Source organism: Paenibacillus sp. 4624, from assembly GCF_050435065.1.
Lineage (GTDB): Bacteria > Bacillota > Bacilli > Paenibacillales > Paenibacillaceae > Paenibacillus > Paenibacillus amylolyticus_D.
This window is the reverse complement of sequence record NZ_JBNDJR010000014.1, coordinates 1-25,069: the sequence shown is the minus strand read 5'-3', so window position 1 is coordinate 25,069 and position 25,069 is coordinate 1. Positions and strand designations below refer to the sequence as shown.

Annotated in this window: 26 protein-coding genes and 1 rRNA gene; 20 read left to right on the top strand and 7 right to left on the bottom strand. The window is 40.4% G+C overall.

Annotated features, from left to right (window positions below; all coding sequences use genetic code 11):
- Positions 1-123: 123 nt before the first annotated feature.
- From ctaG to ABIE27_RS26230, 3 genes are all read left to right on the top strand, one after another.
- Entirely contained in the window at positions 124-1,056 is a 933-nt protein-coding gene (gene ctaG, locus ABIE27_RS26240; protein WP_429351938.1) for a cytochrome c oxidase assembly factor CtaG, read from the top strand.
- A 32-nt stretch (positions 1,057-1,088) separates the two neighbouring features.
- Entirely contained in the window at positions 1,089-1,553 is a 465-nt protein-coding gene (locus ABIE27_RS26235; RefSeq protein ID WP_123067288.1) for a DUF420 domain-containing protein, read from the top strand.
- 80 nt (positions 1,554-1,633) lie between these two features.
- The gene (locus ABIE27_RS26230) at positions 1,634-2,005 is read left to right on the top strand and encodes a hypothetical protein (protein ID WP_154960588.1); all 372 of its coding nucleotides are present in this window, start codon (positions 1,634-1,636) and stop codon (positions 2,003-2,005) included.
- 122 nt (positions 2,006-2,127) lie between these two features.
- Here the strand turns inward: ABIE27_RS26230 and ABIE27_RS26225 are convergent, their stop codons facing one another.
- A complete protein-coding gene (locus ABIE27_RS26225) occupies positions 2,128-2,487 on the bottom strand; it encodes a hypothetical protein (protein ID WP_429351903.1) in 360 nt (119 codons plus the stop codon).
- Between the two features lie 217 nt (positions 2,488-2,704).
- Here ABIE27_RS26225 and ABIE27_RS26220 point away from each other — a divergent pair, with 217 nt between their 5' ends.
- The 6 genes from ABIE27_RS26220 to ABIE27_RS26195 all read left to right on the top strand — a co-directional run bounded on the left by ABIE27_RS26220 (position 2,705) and on the right by ABIE27_RS26195 (position 8,545).
- The gene (locus ABIE27_RS26220; RefSeq protein ID WP_123067286.1) at positions 2,705-3,418 is read left to right on the top strand and encodes a hypothetical protein; all 714 of its coding nucleotides are present in this window, start codon (positions 2,705-2,707) and stop codon (positions 3,416-3,418) included.
- 93 nt (positions 3,419-3,511) lie between these two features.
- A complete protein-coding gene (locus ABIE27_RS26215; RefSeq protein ID WP_123067309.1) occupies positions 3,512-3,901 on the top strand; it encodes a GntR family transcriptional regulator in 390 nt (129 codons plus the stop codon).
- 12 nt (positions 3,902-3,913) lie between these two features.
- Positions 3,914-4,816, top strand: a complete 903-nt coding sequence (locus tag ABIE27_RS26210; protein WP_192895172.1) for an ATP-binding cassette domain-containing protein — start codon at positions 3,914-3,916, stop codon at positions 4,814-4,816.
- 20 nt (positions 4,817-4,836) lie between these two features.
- Entirely contained in the window at positions 4,837-5,739 is a 903-nt protein-coding gene (locus tag ABIE27_RS26205) for an ABC transporter ATP-binding protein (RefSeq protein WP_123067285.1), read from the top strand.
- Positions 5,732-7,030 (top strand): ABC transporter permease, encoded by a 1,299-nt coding sequence (locus ABIE27_RS26200; protein WP_123067284.1) that lies wholly within the window; start codon positions 5,732-5,734, stop codon positions 7,028-7,030. The genes ABIE27_RS26205 and ABIE27_RS26200 overlap by 8 nt, the downstream gene beginning before the upstream one ends.
- 450 nt (positions 7,031-7,480) lie before the next feature.
- Complete coding sequence (locus tag ABIE27_RS26195) at positions 7,481-8,545, top strand: hypothetical protein (protein WP_429351902.1); 1,065 nt, start codon at positions 7,481-7,483, stop codon at positions 8,543-8,545.
- Between the two features lie 107 nt (positions 8,546-8,652).
- Here ABIE27_RS26195 and ABIE27_RS26190 read toward each other — a convergent pair whose 3' ends face one another.
- The 3 genes from ABIE27_RS26190 to ABIE27_RS26180 form a co-directional block, all read right to left on the bottom strand.
- Positions 8,653-9,231, bottom strand: coding sequence for a TetR/AcrR family transcriptional regulator (locus ABIE27_RS26190; RefSeq protein WP_161557076.1), 579 nt, complete (start codon positions 9,229-9,231; stop codon positions 8,653-8,655).
- Positions 9,232-9,370: 139 nt separating this feature from the next.
- Positions 9,371-9,556, bottom strand: coding sequence for a DMT family transporter (locus ABIE27_RS26185; RefSeq protein ID WP_429351901.1), 186 nt, complete (start codon positions 9,554-9,556; stop codon positions 9,371-9,373).
- Position 9,557: 1 nt separating this feature from the next.
- Positions 9,558-9,899: a DMT family transporter gene (locus ABIE27_RS26180; protein WP_429351900.1), complete on the bottom strand. Its 342-nt coding sequence runs from the start codon at positions 9,897-9,899 to the stop codon at positions 9,558-9,560.
- Positions 9,900-10,237: 338 nt separating this feature from the next.
- On the opposite strand from ABIE27_RS26180, the gene licT reads away from it, so the two are divergent.
- The 8 genes from licT to ABIE27_RS26140 all read left to right on the top strand — a co-directional run bounded on the left by licT (position 10,238) and on the right by ABIE27_RS26140 (position 20,327).
- On the top strand, positions 10,238-11,080 hold the full coding sequence (licT, locus tag ABIE27_RS26175; RefSeq protein WP_210090494.1) for a BglG family transcription antiterminator LicT: 843 nt from the start codon (positions 10,238-10,240) through the stop codon (positions 11,078-11,080).
- Positions 11,081-11,184: 104 nt separating this feature from the next.
- Positions 11,185-13,128, top strand: coding sequence for a beta-glucoside-specific PTS transporter subunit IIABC (locus ABIE27_RS26170; RefSeq protein ID WP_123067278.1), 1,944 nt, complete (start codon positions 11,185-11,187; stop codon positions 13,126-13,128).
- 29 nt (positions 13,129-13,157) lie between these two features.
- Positions 13,158-14,588 (top strand): 6-phospho-beta-glucosidase, encoded by a 1,431-nt coding sequence (locus tag ABIE27_RS26165; RefSeq protein WP_429351899.1) that lies wholly within the window; start codon positions 13,158-13,160, stop codon positions 14,586-14,588.
- 31 nt (positions 14,589-14,619) lie between these two features.
- Positions 14,620-16,044, top strand: coding sequence for a glycoside hydrolase family 1 protein (locus ABIE27_RS26160; protein ID WP_429351898.1), 1,425 nt, complete (start codon positions 14,620-14,622; stop codon positions 16,042-16,044).
- Positions 16,045-16,256: 212 nt separating this feature from the next.
- On the top strand, positions 16,257-16,835 hold the full coding sequence (locus tag ABIE27_RS26155; RefSeq protein WP_429351897.1) for a TetR/AcrR family transcriptional regulator: 579 nt from the start codon (positions 16,257-16,259) through the stop codon (positions 16,833-16,835).
- A 97-nt stretch (positions 16,836-16,932) separates the two neighbouring features.
- Complete coding sequence (locus ABIE27_RS26150) at positions 16,933-18,048, top strand: FAD-dependent oxidoreductase (RefSeq protein WP_429351896.1); 1,116 nt, start codon at positions 16,933-16,935, stop codon at positions 18,046-18,048.
- 199 nt (positions 18,049-18,247) lie between these two features.
- Positions 18,248-19,078 (top strand): MerR family transcriptional regulator, encoded by an 831-nt coding sequence (locus tag ABIE27_RS26145; RefSeq protein ID WP_429351895.1) that lies wholly within the window; start codon positions 18,248-18,250, stop codon positions 19,076-19,078.
- A 67-nt stretch (positions 19,079-19,145) separates the two neighbouring features.
- Positions 19,146-20,327: an MFS transporter gene (locus ABIE27_RS26140; RefSeq protein ID WP_429351894.1), complete on the top strand. Its 1,182-nt coding sequence runs from the start codon at positions 19,146-19,148 to the stop codon at positions 20,325-20,327.
- A gap of 36 nt (positions 20,328-20,363) precedes the next feature.
- Here the strand turns inward: ABIE27_RS26140 and ABIE27_RS26135 are convergent, their stop codons facing one another.
- From ABIE27_RS26135 to ABIE27_RS26125, 3 genes are all read right to left on the bottom strand, one after another.
- Positions 20,364-21,026: an IS3 family transposase gene (locus ABIE27_RS26135; RefSeq protein WP_429351937.1), complete on the bottom strand. Its 663-nt coding sequence runs from the start codon at positions 21,024-21,026 to the stop codon at positions 20,364-20,366.
- A gap of 18 nt (positions 21,027-21,044) precedes the next feature.
- Complete coding sequence (locus ABIE27_RS26130) at positions 21,045-21,188, bottom strand: hypothetical protein (protein ID WP_429351893.1); 144 nt, start codon at positions 21,186-21,188, stop codon at positions 21,045-21,047.
- 61 nt (positions 21,189-21,249) lie between these two features.
- The gene (locus ABIE27_RS26125) at positions 21,250-21,636 is read right to left on the bottom strand and encodes a family 1 glycosylhydrolase (RefSeq protein WP_429351936.1); all 387 of its coding nucleotides are present in this window, start codon (positions 21,634-21,636) and stop codon (positions 21,250-21,252) included.
- Positions 21,637-21,995: 359 nt separating this feature from the next.
- Between ABIE27_RS26125 and ABIE27_RS26120 the strand changes: the two genes are divergently transcribed.
- The 3 genes from ABIE27_RS26120 to ABIE27_RS26110 form a co-directional block, all read left to right on the top strand.
- Positions 21,996-22,859: a DUF421 domain-containing protein gene (locus tag ABIE27_RS26120; protein WP_123067307.1), complete on the top strand. Its 864-nt coding sequence runs from the start codon at positions 21,996-21,998 to the stop codon at positions 22,857-22,859.
- Positions 22,860-23,054: 195 nt separating this feature from the next.
- Entirely contained in the window at positions 23,055-24,278 is a 1,224-nt protein-coding gene (locus ABIE27_RS26115; RefSeq protein ID WP_429351892.1) for a TraB/GumN family protein, read from the top strand.
- Positions 24,279-24,877: 599 nt separating this feature from the next.
- A 16S ribosomal RNA gene (locus ABIE27_RS26110) occupies positions 24,878-25,069 on the top strand; the annotation flags it as partial.

Sequence of the window (25,069 nt, the reverse complement as noted above, 5' to 3'; positions counted from 1 at the left end):
ATGCGAGTGAATGATGGAGGTTCACATCTCTGGATCGTTTCAGGATGCGGTCATGAAGAAAGTGTAACATCGTGGTAAGTGAAATAAATGTTCACCAAAACAGGTCACGGGGAGGTTTCCCGTATGCTCGGGTTGCAATATTTCAGTTTTGACGACTTATGGAGTCCGCTTATTCTTGCTTTATTTTTGATTATTGCGGCAGCCTATCTTGTATTAGTGGGTCCGTTCAGCGAGAGAGTACAGGGCGCAGAGCCAGCAACAGCCGGACAGAAGGTCTTGTTTCTCGCAGGTCTATTCGCTCTATATCTGGCACAAGCGGGTCCTTTCAATCTACTGGGTCATGTGATGTTCAGCTTCCATATGGTGAGCATGGCATTATCCTACCTTGTTGCTCCGCCATTGATGATGAAAGGTTTGCCGACTTGGGTATGGCGCGGTGTTGTGCGCTGGCTGCCTACCCGCCAGCTTTCCTTCCTTGCGCATCCCATTGTAGCGGCGGTGCTGTTCAACGGACTGTTTTCCTTGTATCATCTGCCCGTTGTGCATGATTATGTCATGTTGAATTTTACCGTTCACCGGTTGTATTATATCGTACTTTTTATCACATCCATGCTGATGTGGTGGACGTTACTTAACCCTCTGCCAGAGGGTAGACAAGCATCAGGCTTGTCAAAGGTTGGATTTATCTTTTTGAACATGGTGCTGTTAACGCCTGCATGTGGATTAATTATTTTTGCTTCCGAACCGCTGTATCAGACGTATAGCAACCCCGCTATATGGGCTGAAGCGATGAGGTATTGCGTATCTGGCGACTCTTCGGCGATTCTTCGTTCATTCGGAGGGCCGGCGTTCTTTAATATCCTGTCTTCTACGAAGGAGGATCAGCAGGTCGGTGGGATTCTCATGAAGTTTATCCAGGAGGGTATATTTGTCTCCATGCTGGCTTATGTGTTTGCTCAGTGGTATCGGAAAGAGAGACAGGAAGAGGATGATGATCTCTCGCCTGCTGGCGGTGGTAACGAGCAGGGGCCGCTCAATCCGGCCGCCAAATCGTGAGTTTAATGTGACGACAAAAGGGGGAACACACGATGGATATGTATTTTTGGCTACCTACAATCAGTACTTCTTTCATTGTGCTTAGTGCGGTACTTGTGGCGATTGGCTGGGCTTTAATTATTCGTGGCAAACGTGAGGCACACCAGTCTGCTATGGTAGCGGGAGCGATCGCAGCTCTAATCTTTTTTGTAATCTACATGTCCCGCACTGTATTTGTAGGTAATACGGCTTGGGGCGGAGACCCGGATATGGAGATCTTTTACCGCATCTTTTTGATCTTTCATATTATTCTGGCTACCGTTGCCGCCGTATTTGGTATCTCGACACTAGTGCTTGGCTTCAAAAAGAATTTTGGAAAACATCGCCGTTGGGGGAAATTCACCTCTATCATCTGGTTTGGCTCCGCACTGACAGGTACGGTGGTATATGTGTTGTTATATCTGCTCTATCCGGGGGGGCACACAAGTCCGGTATGGGAAGTTATCCTCGGCGTTTAAATGGATGAATCTCGCAGATGATTAGTCCATGCCATCTCTCTTATTCATTCATAGAATGAGTTTGAGAGGGGGGAAACACAATGAAAAAAACAGTCAGCATCAGCCAAACGTATCCACGTCTTACCGTGTATTCCGAAGAGAACTACAGAGGAAGAAGCCGCATTTATCGTGGCAACACAGGACTTCGCAACCTGGACAATATTTTGGACGGGGTTGAGAGCCTGCGCTTCTTTTCAACGAGTTCGAATGCAACACTTGTGGTGTTTACACGGCCAAACTTCCAGGGAGGCTTCCGTGTCTATCGCGGGAACACCAATCTGAGAGATTTGGATGACTTGATCCGCGGCGAAGATGTAGAGTCGTTGATCTCCACCAATCAGCGTCTCACTTTGGCTGAGATTCGCGCCATCCGTAGAAATCGCAGCTTGCCAACAGGCTACAACCTCGTGTAAGACAAGAGCCTCTTCTGCTATCAGGTGACCGGAAAAGAAAAAGAGAAAGAAAAAGAGCTGTGCCCTTCTGTGATTGATTCACAGTGTGGGGTACAGCTCTTTTTGAGATAGGGCAGAGGCTATTAGTCTCCGCCTCCACCGCTATCTCCACCTCCGCCACTATCCCCACCGCTGTCACTGCTTCCGTAATCGCTGCTCGAATGATGATGAGCCCCCGAAGAAGAATCTGAATCGTGATGTTTGTGATCATGATGGAGTCGGTGGTCGTGAGTGTGCCTGGTATGCGAGTCCGTCGAAATGTCAGAGGTCATCATAGAAGAAGACGTAGCCGAGCCAGATGAATGATGATGCTGTTTGGACTTTCTGGAATGCCTTTTGCTATCACTTTTGCTCTTAACCCGATCTGGCTCACTTCGAATGATGAGCCAGATCATCGCAAGGATAAATCCAAAAACAAGTATGGGCTCTATAAGCCATCCCATAGGGTGATCATTCCTCTCCACTAAAATCGCTGTGTTTATTTTATCGCAGAATGGATTCTTTTCCTATCCTGCTTTCCTGAAACAGGAAAAAAAGGGGTTGACGGGACAAGCGATAGGTCTGTATACTGTGTATATTGATATACACAGTAGATACAGTGAATAAAACAAGAGCACAGTAAACCAGATGAAGCAAGACAGTTGAAAGGCAGGCATAGATATGGATGCATGGAAGCAAGCGTGGTGGCTAACCCGTAACGAATATAGAAAGGATAAGTTGCAGTGGTTATGGTCTGCCATATTTATGATCTACACAGGTAGTATGAGCGGTGTGCTGTTGATAGGACAGCAACAAAGTAATTTTATTAACCCGGTAGTGGATGCGTTCTTTTTAATTATGCTGCCGTTTCAGGGATTTCTTTTTTCCAGACGTTCCTTCCGCTACATACAGGAAGATTCCTATACACAGATGCTCGCCTATTATCGAAGGCTTCCAATTTCGAATGAGTCGGTGATGTGGGCGAGATTGCAGCAATCCTTGATCGCTTTCGCTTACAATGGACTCTTTTTCTACGGAGCATTATATGCTGTCAGACTGCACACTGCAGGTTTCACATGGGATCAGTATTTAGCCTTTGCGCTGAGCTGCACAGGATATGGACTTCTGATTACGGGATTATATATTTACGGAGAGTTTCTCTTCAGTGGTAAAAAATATTTGCTGCTCAGCTTTATGTTCTTACCGATCGCCGTTGTGATATCTGTGCTGATCCGTCTCTCGGGCAATTATGGATTCTGGTACGTTATTCAATACAGTAAATTGTGGGGGTTGGTATCCCCGATCATGTGGATAGCGGTGATTTCAGGTTTGGCAACGTTATGGGTGTTCAGTCGATTGACGCTGAAGAAGCTTGCTTTGAGAGATCTGAGTTAGAAGGCAACTAAAGTAAAATGATAAAAGAATAAAGGATGAAACCGGCACGTTCAGGTAAGTGAGTGAAGTGTACCGGAGGGCGAGGTGCAAGATGTGAGGATACCCATTCAAATAAACGAGAATAGCGCTGAACCTTTGTATCACCAGATTGAAAATCAATTAAGGTCGTTAATTATAACGGGTCAACTGGGGGAGGGGACACATTTGCCGTCCATTCGTGAATTTGCCGGCGCACTGAATTGCAGTGTGATTACGGTTAGGCGGGTCTATCAGGATCTGGAGAATGAAGGTCTGCTTCGCACGAAGCAGGGGACAGGAACATTTGTGGCCCAGGTTGAGGCAGGAGAACGAGAGAACTATAGGCTGAAGGCTGCGGAGGAAGCAATGCAAGCTGCGGTGCAGTCGGGTAAAGCTGTGGGGTGTACAGAAGAAGAAATGGAAGTTTTGTTCCGGGAAGCCCTGAGAGCAAATTATTCAAAGTAAGGAGGGGGAGGTATGGTGGAACCCATAGCCGTTCAATTAAATGGCGTATCCAAGATGCGTAAACGCAGGGTTATTGGGCCGATTGATCTCACGATTCCGGAAGGATATGTTGTTGCCATTCTGGGGCATAACGGCTCTGGCAAAAGCACATTGCTTAACATGCTCCAACAAATTGTACTACCGGATAGTGGTGAGATCATATGGTTTGGACAGGAGAAGCATTCGGGGACACTTCCGATTGAGCTGAGACAACAGATTGGCTTTGTGGCAGATAATAGCGGCATTGAAGAGAATCGGATGACGCCGCAGGAGGCAGCGGATTTTCGATCACATTGGTACCCAAGGTGGGATATGAAGCTGTTCAAACAGCTTATAACAGACATGGATGTGCCGAGTGATGTGAAGCTGACCAAGATGTCCAAGGGAGAACGAAGAAAGTTCGAGATTGCCGCAGCACTTGCTGCTCGTCCTAAACTCCTTCTTCTGGATGAACCCTCGTCCGGTCTTGATCCTTTTGCCTGGAAGGTAATGGTCGAACAGTTCCGCGATTATATGGAAGGTGGAGACACGACCATTCTGATTGCCACGCATATTGCAGATGAAGTGAAGCGGCTGGCGGATTACATCGTACTCATGCACCGCGGGCAGGTCCTGGGTATGGCAGAGAAAGACCTTGTGCTTGAGCAGTGGAAGGAGATCTGGTATGAAGGAGATTTGCGGCCCGAGAATATTCCTGGTGTAGTTGAATCTTTTCAGGAAGAGAATGGTCTGATCCGTGTGATTACAACCCGGGTGAGTGAAGCGCAGGAGAGGTTGGAGCTGTCCGATCACCGGGTGCTCAAAATTCGCAATTTGGAACTGGGAGAAGTGCTGGAATATTGGATTGCCGGGTATGCACCCGTACAGTGGAGATAACCGAAGGGAGACGATTCTGAATGAACCGATTGGAACTAAAGCAAGTCGTCAAACAGTACGCAGACAAAACAGCTGTCAACGGAGTTACGCTTAATGTAAAAGAGGGCGAGATTTACGGATTGCTCGGAGCCAACGGCGCCGGTAAAACCACAACGATGCGCATGGTGCTGGGTCTGATCCACCCGGATGGCGGTAACATTCTGTACAACGGCAAGCCTTATAATACAGAGCTGCAACAGATTATGGGATATTTGCCCGAAGAACGCGGATTGTATCCGAAGGTAAAAGTGAGCGAACAGATTAATTATCTGGCACGCCTTCGTGGAATGAACGCCAAAGATGCGGATGAGAGTCTGAAGTACTGGCTGAAGCGGTTCGAAGTGCCAGAGTATTATGATAAAAAGATTGAGGAATTATCCAAAGGAAACCAGCAGAAAATGGGCTTTATAGCCGCGGTGGTACATAGACCGCAAATTCTCATTCTGGATGAAGCGTTTAGTGGATTGGATCCAGTTAACGTAGAGCTGCTCAAATCAACGGTTAAAGAATTGCGTGACGAAGGTACAGCCATTCTGTTCTCTACACACCGGATGGAACATGTCGAGGAGTTGTGTCGTCAGATCACGATACTTCATCGTTCTAATACGGTAGTGCAAGGTGAGATCAAAGAGATCAAGAGCCGTTATCCGCGTGAACAGGTTTACCTCAGTACTCTTGGACAGGTAGAAGGACTTGAGCAACTGCCGGGTGTGAAACGAGTGGAACAAAACGAGCGTGGATATCAGATCCAGGTCAGCGAGGTTACGGCGGCTCAGGAGATTTTGAAAACGGCGATGGCACAGACCACCGTGGAGCATTTTGAGATTAAGGAACCAACGCTTAACCAAATCTTTATTCGTGAGGTAGGTGAGTCGAATGAATAAAATGGGCACAATTACAGGTTTCACGTTCAAAAACAAAGTGAAAACGAAGTCGTTTATGGTCACGACCATTGTACTTGCACTTTTAATTACGATTGGACTCAATGTTCCATATTTCATTACTTTATTTAATGGCGGACCAATTGGCGGCGGAGCTTCTGGCAAGAATCCTGTAAACATCGGACTTCTGACAACAGAACAGCAGGATGTGGCACAGAAACTGGAAGACTTCTCCTCGGCTCAGGGCAATCAGGCATATCGTTTCATCATGAGTGGAGATAAGAATGAAAATGCACTGAAAGAAGATGCGAAGGCAGGTCTGATCGATGGTTATTTGAAACTTGAATCCGTAACAGGACAGGAGTTTCCAACGCCTGTTTTATACTCCACAGATGACATCTCGCCTCAGATTATTACGGCTATTGAATCTGCTCTGCAAAGTGTGAAGCTGGATGTTGTAGTCAAGGACGTATTGACGCCTGAACAAAAGGCATTAATTACAACACCTGTGAAACTGACTGCAGAAAATCTAAGCACGGATGATGGAGAGTCTGGAGCTGCTTCGGAAAAATCAATGAGCCCGATTAATTATATCGTGGTGTACTTGTTAATCATCTTGCTGTTCACATCTACGATGATGACAGGTAATATGATCGCTTCCGAGATCACAGCAGAGAAAAGCTCGCGCATCATGGAGATTCTGATCACGAGTGTATCCCCGCTCAGTCAAATGTTTGGTAAAATTATCGGTATCTTCATGGTAGGTATGTTACAGATCGGAATCTTCGGGGCAGTTATTGCGGGTAATATTCTACTGCCACACAACCGCGCGGTACTAAGTGATTTCAATTTGAGTGTGAACGACATTAATATTGCAGTGATTGTATATGGATTAATCTTCTATATTCTGGGCTACTTCTTATATGCAGTGCTGTTCGCAGCTGTAGGATCTATGGTCAGCCGTACGGAAGAGCTGGGGCAGGCAGTTCTGCCGATCACGATGCTGTCCCTGGTATCATTCTATATTGCAATCTTCAGCATCTCTGCACCGAATATTTTATTGCTCAAAGTTGCAAGCTTCATTCCGTTCACGTCACCAACGGCGATTCTGGTACGGATTGGGGCAGGCGTTGCGCCAACCTGGGAGATTCTAACGTCTCTAGCTATTCTGGCTGTATCCATTCTGGTCTTCGGCTGGCTTGCAGCTAAAATCTATCGCACAGGTGTACTGATGTACGGCAAACGTCCAACCTTTAAAGAGCTGTTCAAAGCGATGAAGGCGTACAAGATTTAATAATTCAAACGACAACTGTTAACTTTAAAATAAAATGTCGGTAACTTGATGGTGTTTTGTCGGTAACTTTAATTTAAAATGTCGTTTTCCCTTGATAGATCAAGGTTTTTCAACAGAACCTCCGTAAATGCAGAGCGAAATTAGCTTTATAGTATTATGTCGTTTTTGTTGATTAGCATAATTCATTAAATTCTCGACCTTTAATTTGTTTTAACTCAATATTCCCTCCTTATGGTAGACAGTGGAAAAAGAGTCCATGTTACAATGGAATCAAGCACTGGATATAGGAGGGTTTTTTGTGTTTGTGAGAATAGGAATATTCGTCCATCTGGGGTTGAAGTTTTTGTTGTAAAGACTGGACTGTGAGAGAAGTAAACATTTATGAGTGAGATCTAGCTCACCATCTGTGTTCTTTCAGAAACATTTCAAACTTTAAAGTGAGGGAATTTAATGAATAATTCGAAACTAGGGGATCAGTTTTTAAAAAAGAGCGGGATTATGTTATGTATGCTGGTACTGTACTTTCCACTGTGTATAGGAATAACGTGGCTATTGTTCCAAGCCATTAATCAAGTAGATTCGAGTGCTTTTTATAGGTATGCTACTGAGAATAAATTTAGTGAAGACGTCTTTTTTTCACCTGAGATTGATGCTAAAACAAGTATAGGTAATACTATCACAAAGACTTTTAAGATGATAGGAAATGAACTGCCAGATAACACTCAAGCAATATTCCACGAGCTTCTAAAAGAAAAGACTATATTTCTATCGCAGCTTAATGAAAACAAAGCGTATATGGAGTATCTAGCTGACAATAACTTAACCGTAGAAGAGTTAATAGCGTACATGGGGTCGATATCTAATTTAAGCAATGAGATATTAAATGGTAGTTTTTATTTTTCAGCGGTAATAATATTTTTGATTTTGTACATCTTTTTTAGATTTAGAATAGAATTATATTGGTTAGCAGGCATATTGTATGTTTTTTCAATCTTAGATGTTTTCACATCGGGTATCTTCTCAAGTATTTTTTATAAACCTATGCGATTAGCAAGTAAGATGATGGGTCAGGATTACACATTAAATCAATATAATATGTACATAGGATTTTTGCCCAAAATTAAAGAAGCATTTTTAACTTTTATTATATTCGATACTATAGGACAGAATTATAGAGAGGAGTGGAATAGGAGAAGATCAAAGAAACTCACAGAGATTTATTGTTCAATAGGTATTATCTTAAGTATGATGAGGGATTTGAAAACAGCAAACGGCAATGATCGTTTTGTGAAGATAAGTAAATTAAATATTGATTTGCATTATATAATTAAGTTTTCCAAGAGAAATAAAAAGGATCTTGCCTTAAAAGAAGTAAAAGAGCTTACATTAATGTTTTTGCGTAGAATCAAATCAGGTTCAATCTTTGTAGGAGATGTTATCATATTCCTAGAAAGAGTAGAAACCCTGTTAAAGAGTTCAGTGGATCTTAAAAATGATGAGTATAGCCTTAGTTAGAAAAGGAAAGTTAGCATTAAAAGTATAAAAAGCGTAACTGATGGTATCAGTTATGCTTTTTATGTTTTACACAAAATTATACTTAGTTCATATGGATTAATTGAAGATTATTTCTGGATTCCTCTCCAAAATACTTTCCAAGTTTCTTCTAATTTGTTTTCATACTCATCACGAGAAAAGTTTAACATCTGAAAGATCATTCCATCTATGACACACATAAATGAAGCTATAACTGTGTTAGCAGATATAAATCTCTCTGGTTCACTGTCTATAGCTTTTCCGATAATTTTTTTTATTTCCTCTTCAGTCTGTTTGTAGAGTTGAACAAATGTGCCCCTAAATGGATCTGGAGGGAAAAGAAAATATCTATTGATAAAGTGTCCAAGATCATTCTCGTAGACATATTCATTCAATGATCTCATTAGCGTGTATAACTTCTTGTCTACGGAAAAACTCGAAATTTCATCTGATTGATCACGTACAAAATTCAAATAATCATTAGTAACATAGTCACATACAATTCCAAACAATTCTTCTTTACTGGAACAATAGGCGTATAGTGAAGGAGCTTTGATGTCCACTTCAATGGCAATTTCCCTCATAGAGGTTTGTTCATAACCCTTTGTTGCGAATAAATGAAGAGCACTTGTTATTATTTTATTTCTCGTTACTTTACCTTTATTCAAAAAATTCTCCACCTCAGACTAGTTTTAAGCCCACAATACTTACAATTATACCACCAACCATGATTAGCTTGCTCATGTTTCTAGGCTCTTTGAAAACAAACATTCCTAAGAGCACACTTCCTGAAGCACCAATACCAGTCTATATGCCGTAACCGATACTAAGAGGCACTTCTTTTAAAGACACGGATAGAAAGATGAAACTGGAAAGCATAAAAATAATAAAGAGGATGGTTGGCTTCAGTTTTGAGAAGCCCTCTGTGAATTTTAAGCTTATTACTCCTCCCACTTCCATCAAGCCTGCAATCACCAAAAAAAACCAACTCATATTAATTAACTTCCTCTCTTTCAGGCTTATTAGATATAAATTTTAAACCCATAATGCAAGTGATCAATGTAATGACAAAGAAAATTTTGAGTACACTCACTTCATCTCCAAGGAACAGCATTCCAACTGCTGCGGTTCCAAATGCTCCGAACCCTGTGAAAACTGTATAAGCTGTGGATACAGGCAAAACACTTAAGGCTTTGGAGAAGCAAAAAAAACTAAGTGCCATCAGTATTAAGGTTGGTATAACCAAGCCTATTTTAGTGAATCCATCCGAATACGACAGACCTAACGCCCAACCGACCTCTAAAAGTCCTCCAATAATAAGATAAAGCCAAGCCATAGTAACTCTCCTTCTATTTATAAAATTTTAAAAATCTAACTAACGTTAGTTAGATTTTTAATCCTAATACAGATTTATGATATATGCAATATGTAAATGACGTATTATTCTGAACAAGGTAGTGACGTATAAAACGTAGATAAAATGAAAAAAATAGTATAAAAAACACTCTTGCTAAAACAAAAGGTCACGATTACAATGGAAGTGTAAGTTAAGGATAGTGATTGTTTAATTACAAGCTAGACCTGCTTGCACATCAAAATTAATTTACGCCATAGTTGCGTTTATTTTTGATGTGCAGACAGGTCTTTTTTATTTGGAAAATAGGGGGGAATGAGATGAATATCCTCAAAATTTTGAACAATAATGTGGCAGTTACTCACGACAAAATGGGTCAAGAAATTATTGTAATGGGCAAAGGGATCGCTTACCAGAAGAAGGTTGGCGATAGTCTGGATCAGCAAAGTATAGATAAAATCTATTCACTTTCTAATAAAGATGCCTTCGTGAAATTCCAGGAACTTCTGTCCGAAATTCCTATCGATTATTTTGAAGTGGCGGACCAAATTATAAACTATGCCAAGTTAACGTTAGGTAAAAAACTCAATGAGAGTATATATATATCGCTCAGTGACCATATTTTTTCGACGATAAGTCGATATAAAGAAGGAATATCGCTTAGAAATGCTTTGCTTTGGGATATTAAACGATTTTATGCAGACGAATTTCAGATTGGTTTGAAGGCGCTTCAATTTATCAAGGAATCTTTCGATATTCAATTTCCTGAAGATGAAGCGGGTTTTCTTGCATTGCATATTGTCAACGCTGAGACTCCCAAAGAAACTCAAGACATCTACAGAGTGACCAAAATCATTCAAGAGATCAGTGATATAGTTAGATATTTTTTTCAAATGGAGTTTGATGAACAATCCGTAGCATTTTTTAGATTTGTCACTCATTTGAAGTTTTTTGCTCAGCGATTAATCAGTGGAAACTTGCATGAGAGTGAGAGTGATACAGATCTATTAGATGTGATCAAAGAGAAACACCCGAATTCTTACCAGTGTGTGGGAAAAATCGAAACTTATATTAAGAATAACTACCAGTATAACTTAACAAACGAAGAGAAATTGTATCTAACGGTTCACATCCAACGTGTTGTGCACAAAACAAATTCATAGCAGTTTTCATTAAAGGAGGTGAGGATTCTTGCAACGCAGGATGGTGACATTAAGTTGGCCAAACCCTTCACTAAGCTTTTTAGCTAAATTTGGAGGAAAATAAAATGAGAAAATATCAACAGTTGGCCGAGGAGATTGTAAAGACAGTGGGGGGGGCTGAAAATGTTCTTGATCTCACTCATTGCATGACCCGGTTGAGATTTCAACTAAGGGACGATTCCTTACCCAACGATGAAGTATTGAAGCAAATGGATGGCATCGTATCCGTCATGCGTTCTGGTGGGCAGTATCAGGTTGTAATCGGCAATCATGTTTCCGAGGTGTATTCGGAAGTTACCCAACTGACTAAAGTGGGCGAAAAACCAACTGCTCCAATAATAGATAAGGAGATCAAAAAGAAGAAACCCTTTGATGCCTTTATTGATGTCGTGTCCAACTTATTTCAGCCGATTTTGGGAATTCTGTGTGCTGCAGGTATGTTAAAAGGATTTAATATTTTGTTTAACGCGATGGGGCTTTATACAGCTGATAGCGGAGCATACATGATCATCAATGCTATGGGAGATGCATTGTTTATGTTTCTTCCTGTGTTTTTAGGATACACATCTGCTAATAAATTTAAAGTACAGCCTTTTACTGGAATTCTCATTGGACTTGCCATGTGTTACCCTGCTATTCAGTTGAATACCTTAGCAGCAACAAAAGAACCACTGTATACATTATTTAGCGGTTCAATTATAAGCTCTCCTGTCTATTTGGATGTGTTTGGTATTCCGTTGATTGGTATGAACTATACATCAACTGTACTTCCAGTCATCATCGTCGTATATTTTGCATCAAAAGTGCAGCGTGTGTTGGACAAGATTATTCCAAGTGTAATCAAATTCTTTATTGTACCGATGCTCACGGTCTTTATTTCTTTAACCTTAGGTTTTTTACTGATAGGTCCTTTGGCAAACTACGGATCAGAGCTTATAGCACAGGGAATATTTGCTGTTCGAGATGCGAGCCCATTAGTAGCTGGATTTCTACTGGCATCCCTATGGCAGATTCTTATGGTATTTGGCCTGCATTGGGGAATTATCCCCGTCTATATTAACAACATCACAAGCTTGGGTTTTGACAACATATTAACTATGGCTTTTGCCACCACGTTTTCTCAAATGGCTATTACTCTTGCCATCATCCTTAAAACAAAGGATAAAAATTTAAAGGCACTCGGCATACCGGCAGCTGTATCCGCTTTATTTGGTATAACAGAGCCTATTGTTTATGGTATTACCTTACCGCGAAAAAAATTGTTTATCATGAGCTGTATTGTTTCAGGTATTGCTGGCGGTTTTTACGGCTTCTATAACTTTAGAGAGTTTACATTTGGAGGACTGGGCATATTTGAATTTATGACCATGTTTGATCCCGATAACCCAGGAATCACGAACCTCATGATTGGTATTATTGGTGTTGTTTTTGCTATGGTAGCTTCGTTTGTACTAACACTTTTCTTGTTCAAAGATGATAAATCTAAGCCAAGCTCTGACAAAACGATAGAAGTGTCATCTATAGCAGAATCCAAACCAGAGTTGAAATCTGAGAAAAAACATACGATGCAAAGTCCTATGAACGGAGAAGTCATTCCTATTAAAGAGGTTCAGGACGAGGCGTTTTCGCAAGAACTTCTGGGCAGAGGAATCGCGATTAAGCCTGTAACCGGGGAACTATTTGCACCTTTTGATGGGAAGATTGTTACATTGTTTCCTACAAAACATGCTTTTGGATTAGTGTCAGATGAAGGAATGGAAGTCCTTATTCATATCGGATTTAATACGGTTCGTCTGAAAGGTAAATATTTCGAGACCTTCGTACAAGAAGGAGACGTTGTTAAACAAGGACAGAAATTGGCTGAATTTAATATTGCGGAAATTGAGAGAGAAGGATATTCGGTTGAAACGCCAATGATCGTTACAAATACAGATAGTTATCTTGAGATTATTGAGACTAAAGGAAAACAAGTAAATGCAGGGGATGTTTTGCTTACAGGTTTGATTTAACAATTTTATCTTAGCAGGAGATGAGAGAAATGGCTTTTAAAGACGGATTTTTGTGGGGTGGAGCAATCTCGGCTAACCAATCTGAAGGAGCTTACAATGTGGACGGAAGAGGCATAGCAAATGTTGATTTATGTCCAACAGGTGATATCCGTGACAGTGTTCTTATGGGTAAAACGAAGATGTTTGATTTTGACGAGAACTATTTTTACCCTGGCAAAGCAGCAATCGACATGTATCACTATTACAAAGAAGACATCGCATTGTTTGCAGAAATGGGATTTAACGTATATCGGTTGTCAATTGCTTGGAGCCGTATATTCCCTAATGGGGATGAACTGGAGCCAAATGAAGCTGGACTCCAGTTTTACGAAGACGTATTTAAAGAGTGTCAAAAGTATAATATTAATCCTCTGGTGACCATTTCCCATTTTGACGTTCCTATGCACCTTGTTAAGGAATATGGTTCTTGGCGTAACCGAAAAATGATTGATTTCTATGAAAGATTATGTAGGGTGATCTTTAAACGTTATAAGGGCTTAGTGAAATATTGGATTACGTTTAATGAAATTAATATGGTTTTGGAAGCTCCATTTTTATCATCCGGATTGTTCATAGAAGAACACGAAGATGCGGAATTAGTGAAATTTACAGCCAGTCATCATGAGTTGGTGGCCAGCGCGTTAGCTACAAAAATTGCCCATGAAGTAGACTCTGAAAATATGGTGGGATGTATGCTAGCTAGCATTGCCCCATATCCCAGAACATGTGATCCAAAAGATGTATGGAAAGCAAAACAGGTTGAAAACCAGAGCTATTTTTTCATTGATGTTCAGGTTAGGGGTGAATACCCGGCATACACCCTTAAAGAACTGGAACGAAAAAATATTGTTCTACCATTCAAAGAAGGTGATCGAGAGTTATTGAAACAACACACCGTTGATTTCATAGGATTCTCGTATTATTCCTCCAGCGTAGTCAGTGCTGATCCGACACTCACGGATACAATAGGAGGAAACCTATTTCCAAGTTTGCCGAACCCGTATTTACAATCTAGTGATTGGGGTTGGCAAATTGATCCGTTAGGATTACGAATTACAATGAATAATATCTATGACCGTTATCAGAAACCTTTATTCATTGTTGAAAACGGCCTAGGGGCTGTAGATGTTCCTGATGAGAGTGGTTATGTAGAAGACGATTACAGAATTTCATATCTAAGTGAGCATATTCGTGCAATGCGAGATGCTGTAGAGTACGATGGCGTAGACTTGCTTGGCTACACCGTTTGGGGACCAATTGATATTGTAAGTGCAAGTACAGGTGAAATGAAAAAAAGATACGGATTCATCTATGTAGATCGAGATAATCAAGGTAAAGGAACACTGAAGCGTTCGAAGAAAAAATCTTTTGAATGGTACAAAAAAGTGATTAAGTCAAATGGTAAAGATTTAAGTATGTGACACTAATTTAATGATGAGAGGATAGATGAATATGGCGTCACCATTTCCGAAGGACTTCCTGTGGGGCGGTGCAGTAGCAGCTAACCAGCTTGAGGGAGCTTATAATGTCGATGGCAAAGGTTTGTCAGTACAGGATGTAACGCCAAATGGGGTTACAACACCAAGAACAGAAGGTCCCACCGAGGATAATCTGAAATTGATTGGTATCGACTTTTATAACCGATATAAAGAGGATGTTAAACTGTTTGCTGAAATGGGCTTTAAAGTGTTCCGCACATCCATTGCCTGGTCTCGTATTTTTCCCAAAGGAGACGAACTGGAGCCAAACGAGAAAGGTCTGCAATTTTATGATGATCTGTTTGACGAATGCCATAAATACGGTATTGAACCGCTCGTGACGATTTCGCACTACGAGACGCCGTTGCATCTGTCCAAAACGTATGATGGATGGGTAAATCGTAAAATGATTGAGTTCTACGAACGTTATGTTACGGTACTATTTCATCGTTATAAAGGTAAAGTCAAGTACTGGCTGACGTTTAATGAGATCAACTCTATTGTGGAAGAACCATTCATGAGTGGTGGTATATATACACCAAAAGAAGAACTTTCCGACCAAGACTTATATCAAGCTGTCCATCATGAACTTGTTGCAAGTGCCCTTGCGGTTAAACTGGGCCATGAGATTATGCCAGATGCGAAGATTGGCTGCATGGTGCTGAGCATGCCAACATATCCGCTCACGCCAAATCCAGACGATGTTGTTGCAGCGATGCAAGCAGAGCAGCAAAATGATCTTTTTGCGGATATTCATGCACGTGGCTATTATCCGAAATACATGAATCGTTATTTCAAAGCCAAAAACATCAATATTAAGTTTGAGGATGGGGATGAGGAAATTCTCAAACATACCGTAGATTTTATCTCATTCAGTTATTATTCAAGTATTTGTAAGAGCGGCGATCCAGAGAAGGGTAAGGAGACTCAAGGGAATCTGTTTGCAGGTATCGAGAACCCATATTTGAAAGCGAGTGAATGGGGTTGGCAGATCGACCCTCAAGGCTTGCGCTTAACTCTCAACAAATATTGGGATCGTTATCAAAAACCATTGTTTATTGTCGAGAATGGTCTAGGTGCGTTCGATCAGCTGATTACGGATGAAGACGGTAATAAGACTGTCAAAGATGATTACCGTATTCAATACATGAATGACCACTTGGTACAGGTTGGAGAAGCTCTCGAGGATGGTGTAGAAGTAATGGGATATACATCTTGGGGCTGTATTGATCTCGTAAGTGCGTCTACAGCAGAGATGAAGAAACGTTATGGCTTCATCTATGTAGATCGTAACGATGATGGCTCGGGGACATTGGAGCGTTACAGGAAAAAATCCTTCCACTGGTATAAAGAAGTCATTCGTACCAATGGTGCGAGCCTAAAGGGCTTCAATGAATAGGCACAATTGAATTATATAGCAAGATAGGTTCAATAATTTAGAATTCTGGCAAAACTCAAGACAGGTAAACGTAGATACCTGGTTTGGTTTTGCCTATTTGCTATGTCTTTTGTTAAGATTAATGAAACATAAACAACTTCTTCATATGGATATGTGCTAAGCATATACGGTGTACTTTCACAGATTCTTTAATATAGATAAGGAGTATTTCAATGAGTGAACAAAAGAAAAGTATTATATCAGCTGCCAGGAAGCTATTTCATACCAAGGGGTTTTCTGAAACCTCAATGAACCAAATTATTGAAGCTGCAGAATCTAGCAAGGGAAACTTATATCATCATTTTAAAAATAAAGAACATCTCTTTGTTTACATCCTGGAGGATGATGCTACTCAGTGGTTAAAGGAATGGGAACAGGAAGTTGAAAAAACTAAAGCTGATTCCGACGATATTTTATATATTCTTGCAGAGTTTATAGCCAAGTCCAGAGGGAATCTTTATTATCATAAAACAACCGCAGAGTTCTACAGTAGTGCATTTAAATCAGACGAGATCACGGAGAAGATCAAGGAAATAGACAAGTTGTACCTTGATTTTTTTGTTAATATTATTAAAAAGTGTCAAGCTGAGAAACGAATCAATCCAAAAGAAGACCCAAAAATGTTAGGATATTTTCTTATGTCCTTGTTATTTATCAGTAACGACTATAAACATTATAGTGATGAAGTTGAAGCAAAAGAGAATAATTATAACAAAAAAGCCATAGATATTTTCTTAAAGGGGGTGAAATAACACAATTTTTAAAATTTTGAAAAAAATTTGATATTCAATTTTTTTTGTATTATGATTAGACCGAACGGTCTGTCTGTATGAAAAAGGAGGCAACGTCATGAATCATAATAATGTCATTATTATCGGAAGTGGTATAGCCGGGATAGCCACCGCTTTATTCTTGAGAAAGGCAGGAATAAAAAGCACAGTTTACGAAGGTAGAACCGGTGAATTAGAAAAAGGAGCTGGTTTTTTACTTACTCCAAACGGTGTAAATGTCTTAGCTGAGATCGGATGTAAAGACAAAGTTATTGCAAATTCAGCAATTATCAAAAGTATTTATCAATTAAATAGTCAAAATGAAATAGAATCGATAACCTATAATTACAATGAGAAATATTATAAATCTCCAATGATCAATGTCATGAGATCCAACATTGTTAAGGTTCTTTTAGAGGAAGCTCAGCGTCAAGGAATCGAAATCATGTATGATAAAAAGCTGATTTCAGTACATCAAAGTTCAAAATCAGTTGAAGCATTTTTTGAAGATGGAACCTCTGTCAAAGGTGATATTGTTGTCGGGGCAGATGGAACTTTTTCTAAAACGAGAGAAGCCGTAGCATCTGACGCTAAATTGGATTATAGCGGTATGTGGGGACTGCAGGGGATATCGTATGTTGATGATTTCGAATGGGATGAATCAAGTGGTTATTTGTACTACGACGAGAATCTGTCCTTTGTCTTTGGCAAAGCGCACCCTAAAAACAAGATGAATATCTTATGGCAAGCATTCTCAATAGCTCCCGAGAAACTACCAACAAAAGACTTTGAAAAAGCCTCTACACATACGATCAGAGAGTTATTAAATAAAATGATGAAAGATTGGAAAGTCACGAACAATCTGTTTGAAATTGTTGAAAACACAGAGCAGATTTTCGCAAGAAGTATTCACGAAGTGAAGAATTTACCTACGTGGTCAAAAGGGCGCGTTGTTCTGGTTGGGGATGCTGTGCATACAGCTAATCCTTTTGTAGGTCAAGGAGCTTCATACAGCCTTGAAGATGCCATGGTCTTAGCAAAAAATTTAAGAGACCATGATTACCGGGATGCGTTTTACTATTATGAAAAGGATCGAAGAAAAAGGACAGAAGAATTAAATGCTTTGTTCCTGAACAAACACATGGAGTTTAATATGGATAAGAAGATTAATGAATACAAAATTACATGGGAATAAGTACGTTCTAATATATAAAATCAAGCACCTACAGATTGTAACATGCACTAATTTACTCAACATGTTAGCCATCTAATTAATCTGGTAGGTTACAAAAGCACCTATTATACTACCATACTAATAAAAGTCGCTATGATATAGCGGCTTTTATTTTGATAAAAATGAACTAATACTCAAAGATAAAGGGGTTTTGTAATATATGTTACGAAAATATTTAACCATCGGAGAGTTTTCAAAGTTAACGGATCTTCCTAGTCGAACACTCCATTTTTACGATCAGAATGGTGTGTTAAAACCGGTGAAAGTCGATCCGAAAACGAACTACCGATACTATAGTGTAAGTCAAATATTAGACGCTAATTTAATCAAGGCATTTAAATTTTTAGGCGTACCTCTTAATCAAATAGAAGAAGTTCAAACCTATACACCGGAGGAACTACTTCGATTTCTAAACAAACAAGAAGATGTACTTGAGGATAAAATCAGACAAATTAACGAAGTTCAAAAGAACTTGCAAATAATGAGGCAAAATTTCACACAACAATATATAGAGTCTGCAAGTAAAGAGGTATACATCAAAACATTTGAGAAGCAAAATTTACTGAAAATAACCATTAGAGAATCTTCTGAAATAGGCGTATGGAGTCAAGTGCTGAATAATATTGTTCAATCCCATGAGCAATTCAATAAGCAAACTATATTTGGAGGCATTCTTCCATTTGAATCCTATCAGTTCTATGAAGAAATTAAATATGATAGCATTTTTATACCTGTTATAACTAAGATTGAGGATAAGTATTTACCAAGTAATATAGAGCGGATTACATTAGAAGCCGGTGAATATGCGGTAATTGCATTCGCAATTCATTCAGATGAGTTTATGGAGATGTACAATAAATTGAGAAACTATGTAGAAAAACATAAATTAAACGTTGCTTCTCATATCTATGAGTATTTTTATCCGTTAAATTTCAAAATGAATAATGCATCACGTTTTGATATTGAATTAAAAGTTAAAATTTTAAAATAATCTCCTTGACCTTACATTAACTATAACCTTTAAAGTGTTTGATAGGTACTTTAAAGGAGGAATTGTTTTGGATAGGAATTCAAAATTAGTATTATCCATTTTATTAGGGAGCTTATTTATTGCTTTTATGGGAATTGGATTAGTTATTCCTGTTTTCCCGAAATTAATGGTCGAATTAAACGTTGGTGGAAAGACGGTTGGTTTATTAACAGCCATGTTTGCTTTAACCCAATTAATTGCTTCGCCCCTTACAGGGAAAGCGACAGATTACTTTGGTAGAAAAGTAATGATTATAATCGGTCTATTTATTTTCGGTGGATCAGAGCTACTATTCGCCATCGGAGATAATGTCACTGTACTATACATTTCAAGAGCCTTAGGTGGGATTAGTGCGGCATTCATTATGCCAGCGGTATCTGCATTTATTGCTGATATCACTACAGACGAAACAAGGCCCAAAGCATACGGATATATGTCGGCAGCAATCAGTACGGGTTTAATCATTGGACCAGGTGCTGGAGGGTTTTTGGCAGATTTCGGTATTCGGACTCCATTTTATGTCGCAGGAGTATTGGGGATTTTAGCAGGAATTTTTTCATGGATTATTTTACGTGAGCCTAAAAGACAAGAAACATATGAATCCAAGATGGTGAAAAGTAAGGGGAATTTACAAAAAATTTTAATGCCAATGTTTTTAATGGCTTTTATTGTTATTTTCATCTCAAATTTTGGATTAATGAGTTTTGAATCTTTTTACGGATTATTTGTCGATGTGAAATTGAATTTTACACCAAAAGATATTGCAATTGCGATTACTGGTGGTGCCATTGTTGGTGCAATTATTCAGATTACTTTGTTTGAACGATTAACACGTTGGTTGGGTGAAATTAAACTTATCCGATATGTGCTATTATTGTCGGCAATTAACGCGGCAGCCTTCCCGTTTTTAAATAGCTACGTCGTCGTACTTATATCAACCATGTTGGCGTTCATCTTCTTTGATCTGGTTCGACCAGCTGTTACCACGTATTTAGCAAGTATAGCTGGACCAGACCAAGGGTTTGTAGGTGGGATGAATTCATTCTTTACCTCCTTAGCCAATGTCATAGCCCCAATTATTTGTGGGATTTTATTTGATATTGAGATTGCATATCCATTTTATTTAGCGGCTATTACAATCGCTTTTGGATTCGTAATAGCGATATTTTGGAAAAAACCATCTAAAGTAACTCTTGGAGTCCAAGTTTAAATTTACCTCTTGGACCTATGTCAAGAAAGTAGACACTTACGCTACGGATTTGTCCGTAAATTTCATCGCAAAACGAGCAGGGGAAAGGTAACCTAGCGCGCCATGCATTCGCTTGCGGTTGTAATAGAACTCAATGTACTGGTAGATGGCGGTATAAGCCTCTTCTGGATTCTTAAATCGAGGGTTACAGTAAATGAGTTCTTTCTTTAAAATGCTGTGCCAGGACTCGATACAAGCGTTATCGTAACAATTTCCTCGGCGGCTCATGCTGGATTGCATGCCATATGCTTTTAGTTGCTCCACGTATTCTTTTGACGTGTACTGCGAGCCACGATCCGAGTGATGGAGCAATCCCGGAGAAGGGCGTATGGCCTGGTACGCATCTTTCAATGCATCCAGCACCAGGCTCGTTTCCATATGGTTGTACAAGCGCCAGCCTACAATTTCACGCGTACACAAATCCAAAACACTAGCGAGATATAACCGGCCTCCTCGGCAGGGAATGTAGGTGATGTCAGTGACCCATACAGTGTTCGGTGTGGACGTTTGAAATTGCTGGTTCAACGTATTCGGTGCAAGGGGATGATTATGTTTAGAATCCGTCGTCTGGACACGATACCGGGGGCTATGCACGGAACGAAGATTCATTTGACGCATGTATATACTGACCGTACGTGAAGAGATTCTATACCCTTCCAGATGAGCGCATACGTAATTTTAGGGCTCCCACACCGCTTCTGGTGGTCGTAGAAATGATACCGGATACGCTTCATGACCTCGGCTCTCCGATGCTGCTGCTTGCTGGTTCGATCCATCCGCCACTTGTAATATCCGCTCTGTGACACTTGCAAGATGCTGCACATCTTCTCCAAAGAAAACTGGGAGCGATGGTTTTCCACAAATTGAAACCTTAGTTCTTTGGTTAGCTGAAGATGTGCACTGCTTTTTTTACAATAGCCAGTTCCTCATCAATGGCACTCCAGGTTGTATAGCCGAGTAGATCAACACCATCTTTAATGGACTCCTTCATCTGTTCATCAATTTTCCAGCCCCAGTCTGACGCTTTGAGGTGTGGATTTTTCAAACCCCAAACCAGATTCCTAGAAGTCTGTTCCAGATGTTCAGGGTCTGAGCTGGAGATGAGTGACATGTAGTAGCTGAAAATTATAAAATCGACTGCACCATTTTTTAGGGTTGCCTTAGCCTCTTTTTCAAAAATTACTTCAATGTTACGTTCGGCAAAGTAGCGCTCCATGTAGCTTGGATAGTAACCACGTGCCTGAACATCCTGAAAAAGAAATTTCGGTATTGGTCATCATGAACCATTTTCATAACATCTTCTGGTTTCGACGTAGAAGGATAAGTAGTAAAGCGAGCAATCATACAGCCTACTTGTGAAATAGGAATCAAATCATGTGCTAACTGAACAGCCAATGCACTCTATAAAGAGGAAGAAAAGAGCGTTATGAGTGACAAAAATTTTAGAGACATCCAAAGAAATTTCATATCATCTTGGACAAGTTAGATAAAAAAGCAGATGGTCTATTAGCTTGCCAAGAAACTGAACATTCCAATGCATACAATCTGACGCGCATGTTAATTATAACCTTTAATAATGAAGTTATGTCATCTGAGGAATATGACTTCATTCGGAAAGGAGCATGCAACGTGCCAGATTGGTTAGAGGTTATTATTAGAACGCTTGCTGCGGTAACCATGCTGTTTCTTATCACCAAAATTTTAGGTAAGCGGCAGATCTCTGAACTTTCCTTGTTTGAATATATAACCGGTATCACTTTGGGGAACCTGGTAGGTTACATCTCTTTGGATACAGACACAAGCTGGTACTTGGGTTTTCTTGCTGTGTTGGTGTGGGTTTCTGTCTCCGCAGGAGCGGAGTATTTAACGATGAAAAGTAAAAAATTCAGGGATATTGTAGACGGAAAATCAACGATTCTTGTTGAAAATGGAGCTGTAATTCAGAAAAATCTGAAGAAGGAACGGCTGACGATTGATGAATTTCTGGAACAGCTTCGTAAAAAGGACGTATTTCGGGTGGCTGATGTGGAATTCGCGGTAATGGAACAGAGCGGAGATATTAGTGTGTTATTAAAAAAGGAATATCAACCGCTCACCGCAGATATGCTTGGGTATCGTCTTTCATCCGAAAAGGAACCGCGAACGATCATTATGGATGGCCACATTTTGCCTGATACTTTAAAGTCTGCTGGAGTGAGTGAGGATTGGGTCAAAAAAGAACTGCGTAAACTAGACCTGACATTAAGCCAAGTTTCAATCGGTCAGGTGGATAGCAAAGGAGAACTGACCGTGCAGACCGGAACGGTGGCTTTGCCCAAACCAGCCAAATCGAATCCAAATGATCAGATTAAAGACCTGGTACAACGATTGCAGGATGATTTAATCATGCGAAAACAACTTGCAGCGAATGACAAAGATCGTCTTAAATATCAGGAGGCGCTAGATCAATTTCAAACGGCAATGCATGCTTATCAAAAAGCGAATCCGTCATGAAAAGGTACATAAAAAATCCTACAGTAGCCCTGGCTTTAGCCAGGGTTCTTTTTATACTTCTTTGTATTCTATGAGTATCTGGAAAATTTTCCGGAACTAGGCTTATCTTTGGACGTATTATAGGAAGTTGCTGGATTTTCTAATCCGCAAGCTCATGGTTTAAAATTTATACGGCGAAGGAGAATACATATTAATATGAAGCAATGGAAACGCGTCCTCTTATCTCTTACCATCTCCGCAGGTTTGCTTGCATCGGCAGTGCCGGCAATGGCTGCTCCGCAAGGCACAGCTGTTAAGGTTGACAATAAAGCTGTTACATACACTGCGGGTGCACCGATTGTTGAAAAAGGAACGACTTTTGTTCCACTCCGTACAACGCTGGATGCACTTGATGCTAAACTGGCGAGTGCAACCGATGACAGTATCACAGCCATCGTCAATGGCAAGACCATAACGCTGAAAAGCAAACTTGTTCGCATCAACGGTGTCACTTACGCGCCGATTCGTATTGTTGGCGATGCTGCAGGATATGAGGTTCGCTGGGATAAGGCTACAAGAACCGTGTTGCTGGTATCCAAAGGCGACGGCACGGTTGAAACCGCTCAAAACGGTGGACGCGGCTTTATGTGGGAAGTACAGAACAACGGGAATACCGTGTATCTGGTAGGGTCGATGCATGTGGCAGACAAAAGTTTTTATCCGCTGCGTCCAGAGTTTGAAGAAGCGTTTGCTGAAGCGGACTATCTTGGTGTTGAAATAGATCTCAGCAAAGCGGCAGACGAAGAACAACAAAAGCTCGTGTTGAGCTTGGGTTCATACCAAGACGGCACAACCCTGAAGGATCATATTTCGAGCGAGACGTACAGCAAGCTTGGGGATATTTTGAAGAAAAAGGGGTTAGAGCCTAACGCGCTGGACGCGTTTAAGCCTTGGGTGGTGGAAAGTACACTGGGAAGTCTGAAGATGTCATCAGCTGGACTGGAAGCGGCCTCCGGTGTAGATTTGTATTTTATACAAAAAGCGATTGAGCGTAAAATCCCCGTCATTGAACTTGAATCCTATCAGTCTCAGCTAGGGATGTTCGATAACTTTTCAAAAGAATTACAGGAAAAAACACTGCGTTCCACAATCGATAACTTCGATGTACTGGACAACTCGGTGAATCAGATGGCTGAGATGTGGAAAACAGGTAATGACGAGCAACTACTGGAGTTGACAAACACCTTCTCCGATGATGAAGAGTACAACAAAGCGATGTTGGTGGACCGCAATATTGGTATGGCCGACAAGATCGACGGTTATCTGAAAAACGGCAAAGGCGAAGAATACTTTATCGTGGTTGGAGCAGCACACTATCTAGGGGATCACGGGATCGTGAAGTTGCTTGAGGATAAGGGATATAAGGTAGAGCGCAAGTAAGCTGAGTATAGGTAAGGTATCTAATGGTTTACTCTTATAATAACCCTTAGTTGTTTCTATAAAAGGAATGTAAATGGGCCCTTTCAGACGTTTGGTCTGAGAGGGCTTCTTTCTATTAATAATTGTCTTTATTATCTAATGATAAATAGGAACAATTACAGAGGTTGTAGAGTGAGGGCGCTGATAGACTGTACTACTCTTTGTGGGAATAATTCATTGGGTAAGAGTGAATCATTCAATTTAATAAATAATGCTTTACAAGTGGTAGTGATACATGGTATATTCTAATTCCGGCCAAGAAAACACGGTTTACACGGTGCGGCAAGCAATTGAAAATAAGCTTCGAAAGAAACTTAAAAAAAGAGCTTGCAAAGTTGGTTCGGACATGATATGATATAAGAGTTGCTGAAACGAACCGGTTTCGGTAGCGAGAAAAGTTTGATCTTTGAAAACTGAACAACGAGTGAGTAACGATCTTGCTTTGCAAGATCGACGCTGGAAAAATTGGTACACGTCTTCGGACTGTATGATTTTGAAAGCACAATGAGATTTTTAATCTCGTCAGATTCAAAATGAGCTTATCGCTCTTTTCAATAACTTTATTGGAGAGTTTGATCCTGGCTCAGGACGAACGCTGGCGGCATGCCTAATACATGCAAGTCGAGCGGACTTGAAGAGAAGCTTGCTTCTCTGATGGTTAGCGGCGGACGGGTGAGTAACACGTAGGCAACCTGCCCTCAAGCTTGGGACAACTACCGGAAACGGTAGCTAATACCGAATACTTGTTTTCT

Coding starts and splice junctions, on each gene's coding strand:
- ABIE27_RS26185 (WP_429351901.1), bottom strand. CDS start 9,556: ATGAGTTGGTTTTTTTTGGTGATTGCAGGCTTGATGGAAGTGGGAGGA.
- ctaG (WP_429351938.1), top strand. CDS start 124: ATGCTCGGGTTGCAATATTTCAGTTTTGACGACTTATGGAGTCCGCTT.
- ABIE27_RS26170 (WP_123067278.1), top strand. CDS start 11,185: ATGAGAAAATATCAACAGTTGGCCGAGGAGATTGTAAAGACAGTGGGG.
- ABIE27_RS26195 (WP_429351902.1), top strand. CDS start 7,481: ATGAATAATTCGAAACTAGGGGATCAGTTTTTAAAAAAGAGCGGGATT.
- licT (WP_210090494.1), top strand. CDS start 10,238: ATGAATATCCTCAAAATTTTGAACAATAATGTGGCAGTTACTCACGAC.
- ABIE27_RS26165 (WP_429351899.1), top strand. CDS start 13,158: ATGGCTTTTAAAGACGGATTTTTGTGGGGTGGAGCAATCTCGGCTAAC.
- ABIE27_RS26180 (WP_429351900.1), bottom strand. CDS start 9,899: ATGGCTTGGCTTTATCTTATTATTGGAGGACTTTTAGAGGTCGGTTGG.
- ABIE27_RS26200 (WP_123067284.1), top strand. CDS start 5,732: ATGAATAAAATGGGCACAATTACAGGTTTCACGTTCAAAAACAAAGTG.
- ABIE27_RS26235 (WP_123067288.1), top strand. CDS start 1,089: ATGGATATGTATTTTTGGCTACCTACAATCAGTACTTCTTTCATTGTG.
- ABIE27_RS26220 (WP_123067286.1), top strand. CDS start 2,705: ATGGATGCATGGAAGCAAGCGTGGTGGCTAACCCGTAACGAATATAGA.
- ABIE27_RS26205 (WP_123067285.1), top strand. CDS start 4,837: ATGAACCGATTGGAACTAAAGCAAGTCGTCAAACAGTACGCAGACAAA.
- ABIE27_RS26230 (WP_154960588.1), top strand. CDS start 1,634: ATGAAAAAAACAGTCAGCATCAGCCAAACGTATCCACGTCTTACCGTG.
- ABIE27_RS26155 (WP_429351897.1), top strand. CDS start 16,257: ATGAGTGAACAAAAGAAAAGTATTATATCAGCTGCCAGGAAGCTATTT.
- ABIE27_RS26225 (WP_429351903.1), bottom strand. CDS start 2,487: ATGGGATGGCTTATAGAGCCCATACTTGTTTTTGGATTTATCCTTGCG.
- ABIE27_RS26145 (WP_429351895.1), top strand. CDS start 18,248: ATGTTACGAAAATATTTAACCATCGGAGAGTTTTCAAAGTTAACGGAT.
- ABIE27_RS26115 (WP_429351892.1), top strand. CDS start 23,055: ATGAAGCAATGGAAACGCGTCCTCTTATCTCTTACCATCTCCGCAGGT.
- ABIE27_RS26210 (WP_192895172.1), top strand. CDS start 3,914: ATGGTGGAACCCATAGCCGTTCAATTAAATGGCGTATCCAAGATGCGT.
- ABIE27_RS26160 (WP_429351898.1), top strand. CDS start 14,620: ATGGCGTCACCATTTCCGAAGGACTTCCTGTGGGGCGGTGCAGTAGCA.
- ABIE27_RS26150 (WP_429351896.1), top strand. CDS start 16,933: ATGAATCATAATAATGTCATTATTATCGGAAGTGGTATAGCCGGGATA.